Origin of the sequence: Streptomyces sp. NPDC060027 (genome assembly GCF_042737005.1) — a bacterium.
GTDB lineage: Bacteria > Actinomycetota > Actinomycetes > Streptomycetales > Streptomycetaceae > Streptomyces.
This window is the reverse complement of record NZ_JBHWVI010000331.1, coordinates 1-6756: the sequence shown is the minus strand read 5'-3', so window position 1 is coordinate 6756 and position 6756 is coordinate 1. Positions and strand designations below refer to the sequence as shown.

At 67.2% G+C, this 6756-nt stretch carries 8 protein-coding genes; 3 read left to right on the top strand and 5 right to left on the bottom strand.

Going from position 1 to position 6756, the window contains the following annotated elements; translation table 11 throughout:
* Nucleotides 1-121: 121 nt before the first annotated feature.
* From rplI to rpsF, 4 genes are all read right to left on the bottom strand, one after another.
* Entirely contained in the window at nt 122-568 is a 447-nt protein-coding gene (gene rplI / locus ACFWBT_RS40570) for a 50S ribosomal protein L9 (RefSeq protein ID WP_266760569.1), read from the bottom strand.
* Between the two features lie 18 nt (nt 569-586).
* Nucleotides 587-823 (bottom strand): 30S ribosomal protein S18, encoded by a 237-nt coding sequence (gene rpsR, locus ACFWBT_RS40565; RefSeq protein WP_003949403.1) that lies wholly within the window; start codon nt 821-823, stop codon nt 587-589.
* 57 nt (nt 824-880) lie between these two features.
* Nucleotides 881-1486, bottom strand: coding sequence for a single-stranded DNA-binding protein (locus ACFWBT_RS40560; protein ID WP_385709148.1), 606 nt, complete (start codon nt 1484-1486; stop codon nt 881-883).
* A gap of 77 nt (nt 1487-1563) precedes the next feature.
* Entirely contained in the window at nt 1564-1854 is a 291-nt protein-coding gene (gene rpsF / locus ACFWBT_RS40555) for a 30S ribosomal protein S6 (protein ID WP_017240415.1), read from the bottom strand.
* A 288-nt stretch (nt 1855-2142) separates the two neighbouring features.
* Here rpsF and ACFWBT_RS40550 point away from each other — a divergent pair, with 288 nt between their 5' ends.
* From ACFWBT_RS40550 to ACFWBT_RS40540, 3 genes are all read left to right on the top strand, one after another.
* Nucleotides 2143-2463 carry a hypothetical protein gene (locus ACFWBT_RS40550; protein ID WP_385709145.1) on the top strand — a complete coding sequence of 107 codons (321 nt, stop codon included), beginning with the start codon at nt 2143-2145 and terminating at the stop codon, nt 2461-2463.
* Between the two features lie 163 nt (nt 2464-2626).
* A complete protein-coding gene (gene femX, locus ACFWBT_RS40545; protein WP_385709142.1) occupies nt 2627-3748 on the top strand; it encodes a peptidoglycan bridge formation glycyltransferase FemX in 1122 nt (373 codons plus the stop codon).
* Nucleotides 3749-3876: 128 nt separating this feature from the next.
* Nucleotides 3877-4908 (top strand): alanine racemase, encoded by a 1032-nt coding sequence (locus ACFWBT_RS40540; protein ID WP_266760578.1) that lies wholly within the window; start codon nt 3877-3879, stop codon nt 4906-4908.
* A 90-nt stretch (nt 4909-4998) separates the two neighbouring features.
* On the opposite strand, the gene ACFWBT_RS40535 is transcribed toward ACFWBT_RS40540, so the two are convergent.
* Complete coding sequence (locus tag ACFWBT_RS40535; protein WP_385709139.1) at nt 4999-6507, bottom strand: glycosyltransferase family 87 protein; 1509 nt, start codon at nt 6505-6507, stop codon at nt 4999-5001.
* Nucleotides 6508-6756 lie beyond the last annotated feature (249 nt).

The following is a 6756-nucleotide window of genomic DNA, read 5'->3' as shown; positions in this document are numbered from 1 at the left end:
TTCTCTATACTCCTCCTCGCGGGTAATACATCGTATACCGGGTTATACCGGGCTGTGTATAGGATGACGGCCCGCCCCCGGGGGGTGGGGCCCCTTCTCTCAGCTATGCCGAGCGCTGCACTCAGGCAGCGACAACCTCGATGTTGACCTTGGCGGCAACCTCGGGGTGCAGACGCACGGACGTCTCGTGGGCGCCCAGGGTCTTGATGGGCGAGCCCAGCTCGATGCGGCGCTTGTCGACCTCGGGGCCACCGGAAGCCTTGATCGCCGAAGCGACGTCGGCCTGGGTGACGGAACCGAAGAGTCGACCGGCGTCGCCGGAGCGAACGGCCAGACGGACCTTGACGCCCTCGAGGCGGGCCTTGATCTCGTTGGCCTGCTCGATGGTCGCGATCTCGTGGATCTTGCGAGCACGACGGATCTGCTCGACGTCCTTCTCGCCACCCTTGGTCCAGCGGATCGCAAAGTTCCGCGGGATCAGGTAGTTGCGAGCGTAACCGTCCTTGACGTCAACGACGTCGCCCGCGGCACCGAGGCCGGAGACCTCGTGGGTGAGGATGATCTTCATTTGTCGGTCACCCTTCCCTTATCGCGCGGTGGACGTGTAGGGCAGCAGCGCCATCTCACGGCTGTTCTTCACAGCCGTGGCGACGTCACGCTGGTGCTGCGTGCAGTTGCCGGTCACGCGGCGGGCACGGATCTTGCCGCGGTCGGAAATGAACTTCCGCAGCATGTTCGTGTCCTTGTAGTCCACGTACGTGACCTTGTCCTTGCAGAACGCGCAGACCTTCTTCTTCGGCTTGCGCACAGGCGGCTTCGCCATGGTGTATCTCCTGTGTGATCAAGAAGTGGGAGTACGGCCCACCCTCGGCCCTGGGGCCTAGAAGGGGGGCTCGTCCGAGTAGCCGCCGCCGGAACCGCCGGAGCCGCCGGAGCCGCCGGAGCTTCCGCCCCAGCCGCCACCGCCGCCGCCCTGGTTGCCACCGGCGGGAGCGCCGGTTGCCCAGGGATCGTCGGCAGGAGCGCCGCCGCCCTGCGGAGCACCGCTGGAGCCACCGCCCCAGCCGCCGCCCTGCTGGCCGCCGCCACTGCCGCCGCCGTAACCGCCCTGGCCGCCTCGGCCCGTGGTCTTGGTGACCTTGGCCGTGGCGTTCTTCAGGCTGGCGCCGACTTCCTCTACATCCAGCTCGTAGACCGTGCGCTTGACGCCCTCACGGTCCTCGTAGGACCGCTGCTTCAACCGGCCCTGCACGATGACGCGCATGCCTCGCTGGAGCGACTCGGCGACGTTCTCCGCCGCCTGACGCCAGACCGAGCAGGTCAGGAACAGGCTCTCGCCGTCCTTCCACTCATTCGTCTGACGGTCGAAGGTGCGGGGAGTGGACGCGACACGGAACTTCGCGACCGCCGCACCGGAAGGGGTGAAGCGCAGCTCGGGGTCGTCGACAAGATTGCCGACGACCGTGATGACGGTCTCGCCTGCCATGGGGGAACCTCTCGGCGGGTTTGCTGCTGGCTGCTGGTGCTGCTACTCGATGCCCGAGATCAGCTGAGCTGGGAAGCTCAGTGGGTCTCGGGACGGAGGACCTTGGTCCGGAGGACCGACTCGTTCAGGTTCATCTGGCGGTCGAGCTCCTTGACGACCGCAGGCTCGGCCTGCAGGTCGATGACCGAGTAGATGCCCTCGGGCTTCTTCTTGATCTCGTACGAGAGACGACGACGGCCCCAGGTGTCGACCTTTTCGACCTTGCCGTTGGCCTCACGGACAACGGAGAGGAAGTTCTCGATCAGGGGGGCGACAGCGCGCTCTTCCAGATCGGGGTCGAGGATGACCATCACTTCGTAGTGACGCATGTGGAACCCACCTCCTTTGGACTCAGCGGCCACGGTCGTTCCGTGGCAGGAGGGTTGTGATGCGTTCGCAACGGTATCGGCCGCCACTGACAATCGGGGCCGCCGATCGGTGAACCGAGCGGCAATCCCTGTCGTGACCTGGCCATGAGCCTGGGCAGACACCGGTGCAGAGGGTACAGACTACCTGCACACCGGCTTCCGGTTGAAATCCGACCGGGTTGGCCGTCAATCTGTACACATCGGGTGTGTATGGCGCTACGATGCGCCGCCTTCCGCAGGAGGTGCCCTATGGCACAGGCAGTGCGACCCAACACCACCGGCTCCACCGGCTCCCTCTTGGCCACCGACGGCAAGCCTCATCCGCTCCAGGACACCTTGCTCGTCGTGACCCTGGTGTTCGGAGTCCTGGCCTTCATCACGTCGATGTTCCACAGCCTCCATCTGCTCAGTTCCTGGGCCGGTCTCGTCGGGATCCTCGCCGGCGCCTACGGGCAGTTCATCTCCGAGACGACCCGCGAGCGCTTCGGACTGATCGTCGGACTCGGTCTCTCGGGCGTCGGCTTCTACCTCGGCCTGGCCCACGGCGGCCTCTTCGGTGGTGTGGTCTGAGCCGAACGTCCGTTTTCCCCTGACCTCGGGGAGCCCCACACTCCCTCCCCGAGGTCCAGGTTGCATACGGCCAGACAGGGCGCTCGCAGGGCGCAGTAGGCTTCGGCGCGAGAGCCGGAGCCCCTGTACCCATGGGGACACACCAGCCCGAGGAGCGCCCCGAATGAGCCTGACCCTGAGGACCATCAGCCGAGAGCAGCATCTGGCATACATCCAGAGCCTGCCCGCGGCCAGTCACATGCAGGTCCCCGCCTGGGCAGACGTGAAGGCCGAGTGGCGCTCGGAGAGCCTGGGTTGGTTCGACGAGAGGACCGGCGAGATCGTCGGCGCCGGCCTGGTGCTGTACCGCCAGCTGCCCAAGATCAAGCGCTATCTCGCCTACCTGCCCGAGGGTCCGGTCATCAACTGGTTCGCGCCGAACCTCGACGACTGGCTGCAGCCGATGCTCGCGCACCTCAAGCAGCAGGGCGCCTTCTCGGTGAAGATGGGCCCGCCGGTGATCATCCGGCGCTGGGAAGCCACCTCCATCAAGGGCGGCATCCAGAACCCGGACGTGAAGCGCCTGCGCGACATCGAGGCCGACTTCATCGAGCCGCGCGCCTTCGAGGTCGCCGACAAGCTGCGCCGCATGGGCTGGCAGCAGGGCGAGGACGGCGGTGCCGGCTTCGGCGACGTCCAGCCCCGCTATGTCTTCCAGGTGCCGCTCGCCAACCGCTCCCTGGAAGAGGTCCACAGGAACTTCAACCAGCTGTGGCGCCGCAACATCAAGAAGGCCGAGAAGGCGGGCGTCGAGGTCGTCCAGGGCGGATACCAGGACCTGGAGGAGTGGCAGCGGCTGTACGAGATCACCGCTGTGCGCGACCACTTCCGGCCCCGCCCGCTGTCGTACTTCCAGCGCATGTGGACGGCCCTCAACACCGAGGACCCCAACCGCATGCGGCTCTACTTCGCGCGTCACAACGGAGTGAACCTGTCGGCCGCGACGATGCTCGTCGTCGGCGGACACGTCTGGTACTCCTACGGCGCCTCGGACAACATCGGGCGCGAGCACCGGCCCTCGAACGCGATGCAGTGGCGCATGCTGCGCGACTCGTACGCCCTGGGAGCCACGGTCTACGACCTGCGTGGCATCTCCGACTCGCTGGACGAGACCGATCACCTCTTCGGCCTGATCCAGTTCAAGGTGGGCACGGGCGGAGAGGCCGCCGAGTACCTCGGCGAGTGGGACTTCCCGCTCAACAAGCTGCTCCACAAGGCGCTCGACATCTACATGTCGCGTCGCTGAGCCGTCCCGAACCGCGTGCCGAGCCGCTGTTCCAGCCCGGCATCGCCCCATCGGTCCGGCGAATCGGCGACAATTCCTTTTCATACCTCTGATACACCGCAGCCACGAGAAAGGTTCCGGGACCGGCCATGGCGCTCACGCTCTACGTCGACACCGCGCGCTGGCGGGCACACCACAAGCAGGTGTCCGAGCAGTTTCCGGGGCTGGTCCCCGTATGCAAGGGCAACGGCTACGGCTTCGGCCACGAACGGCTCGCGGACGAGGCCACCCGCCTGGGCTCGGACATCCTCGCGGTCGGCACCACGTACGAGGCCGCCCGGATCAAGGACTGGTTCGGTGGCGATCTGCTGGTCCTGACGCCGTTCAGGCGGGGCGAGGAGCCCGTACCGCTGCCCGACCGTGTCATCCGCTCCGTATCGTCCATCGACGGCGTGTACGGCCTTGTGGGCGCCCGCGTCGTCATCGAGGTCATGTCCTCGATGAAGCGGCACGGCGTGAGCGAGGAGGAGCTGCCGCATCTGCACTCCGCCATCGAGAACGTCCGGCTCGAAGGCTTCGCGATCCACCTGCCGCTGGACCGCACCGACGGCTCGGACGCCGTCGAGGAGGTCATCGGCTGGATGGACCGTCTCCGTGCGGCCCGCCTGCCCCTGCACACGATGTTCGTCAGCCACCTCAAGGCCGAGGAACTCGCGCGACTTCAGCAGCAGTTCCCGCAGACCCACTTCCGCGCGCGTATCGGCACGCGGCTGTGGCTGGGGGACCACGAGGCCACCGAGTACCGCGGGGCCGTCCTGGACGTCACCCGCGTCTCCAAGGGCGACCGCTTCGGCTACCGGCAGCAGAAGGCGGCCGGAGACGGCTGGCTCGTGGTCGTGGCGGGCGGTACGTCGCACGGGGTGGGCCTGGAAGCCCCCAAGGCGCTGCACGGCGTCATGCCGCGCGCCAAGGGCGTCGCACGCGCCGGCCTCGCGACGGTCAACCGGAACCTTTCTCCGTTCGTCTGGGCGGGCAAGCAGCGCTGGTTCGCCGAGCCCCCGCACATGCAGGTCTCGATCCTCTTCGTGCCCTCCGACGCCTCGGAGCCGAAGGTCGGCGACGAACTGGTGGCCCATCTGCGGCACACCACCACGCAGTTCGACCGCGTCGTCGAGCGCTGACCCCCGGGTTCAGCCCCTCCGCTCCAGCCGAAAGGCCGTACACGGACACCGTGTACGGCCTTTTTCGTACCTCTTCCCCACCCTGTTCGCTCAGAGCGAACGGTCTTCGGGCGACGCGTTCGAGCCGCCCCAGTCGACCTGGGGGAGCCCGTCGAAGTGGGCGGCGTGCCGCGGCGGATGAGAGGCCGCCCCGAGTACGAAGACGTCCTCGGCGCCGTCCAGCAGCCCGCCGGACGGGTCGTCGTCCCCTGCTCGGCGCACCACGTCACGCTCCGGCATGAAGATGTCCCGTACGACCACCGCGCACAGGTACAGCGTCCCCAGCAGATGTACGGCGATGGCGACTTGGTATCCGTCGGTCGGCAGGCCCTTATGGGCGTCCCCACTGGTCGTGTACGCGAGGTACATCCAGATCCCCAGGAAGTACGCGACCTCGCACGCCTGCCAGATCAGGAAGTCCCGCCAGCGCGGCCGGGCCAGCGCGGCGAGCGGGACGAGCCACAGCACGTACTGCGGCGAGTAGACCTTGTTCGTGAGGATGAAGGCCGCCACGATCAGGAAGGCGAGCTGAGCGAAGCGGGGGCGGCGTGGGGCGGTGAGCGTGACGGCGCTCAGACCCGCGCAGATGATCAGCATCATGATCAGCGCCCACGCGTTGGCGGCGTCGGGAGTGATCGTGATCTTCAGCCATTGCGAGATGAACAGGAAGACCGAACCGAAATCGACGCCACGGTCATGGCTGAAGCTGTAGAACTTCGCCCATCCTTCGGGCGCGAAGTACATGACCGGAAGGTTCACGGCCAGCCAGGCACCGACGGCACCGAGCAGCGCCGTTCCGAACTCACGCCACTTGCCGGCCCGCCAGCAGAGCAGGAAGAGCGGCCCGAGCACCAGGAACGGGTAGAACTTGGCGGCCGTGGCGAGCCCGATCAGGACGCCGAAGGCCAGAGCGCGCCCCCGCGACCACATGAGCATCGCGGCGGCCAGCAGGGCCACGGCGAGGAGATCCCAGTTGATGGTGGCCGTGAGCGCGAAAGCGGGCGCGAGAGCGACCAGGAGGCCGTCCCAGGGGCGACGACGGTGGGTGCGCGCGGTGCATACGGCGATGACCGCCGCGCACACCATCAGCATCCCCGCATTGACCATCCAGTAGATCTGCTCCTGGTCCTGGATGCTGCCGCTGCCCGGAGTGAGCCAGGCCGCGACCTCCATGAACACACCGGTCAGTACCGGGTACTCGAGGTACTCCATGTCGCCGGGGATCTTGTCGAAGTACGGCACCAGGCCGTCGGCGAATCCCCGCCCCTGGTAGAGGTGCGGGATGTCCGAATAGCAGGCGTGCGTGTACTGCGAGCTGGCTCCGAAGAACCAGCCGCCGTCGTAGCAGGGCAGCTTCTGGACCATACCGAGGGCGAACATGCCGATCGCCAACAGCGCGACGACCCGCACGGGCGTCCACCAGGACGTCCCGAGCAGGGCCCGCCGCCCGATGGGGCCGCCGATCAGCTCACTGCCGCCGGCGGCGACCTCGTCGTCCTTGGTCGGCCGCACCAGCTCCGGCTCCTGCACGCTCGCTCGCGTCGTCTCTGCACTGGGCATGCCGCACATCCTGCCGTACGCGTCCAGGAATAGGCCGAGTGCCTGCAGGACAAGCCGGGCACAGGGAGCTGCGTCGAGCCGCGGCGGCTCTGCGGCTCGCGGAACTCCTCCCGGAAATTCTGATCATTCTGTGCAGAACAGGGGCCCGCCCGCGGTAGCTGGGGGGGCCCGGGTTGACGTGAAGGGCACGGAGGCAAAAATCCGCCCCGGCCACCCAAGAGGCGGTCTATTATAAAAAAAAGACGCGGC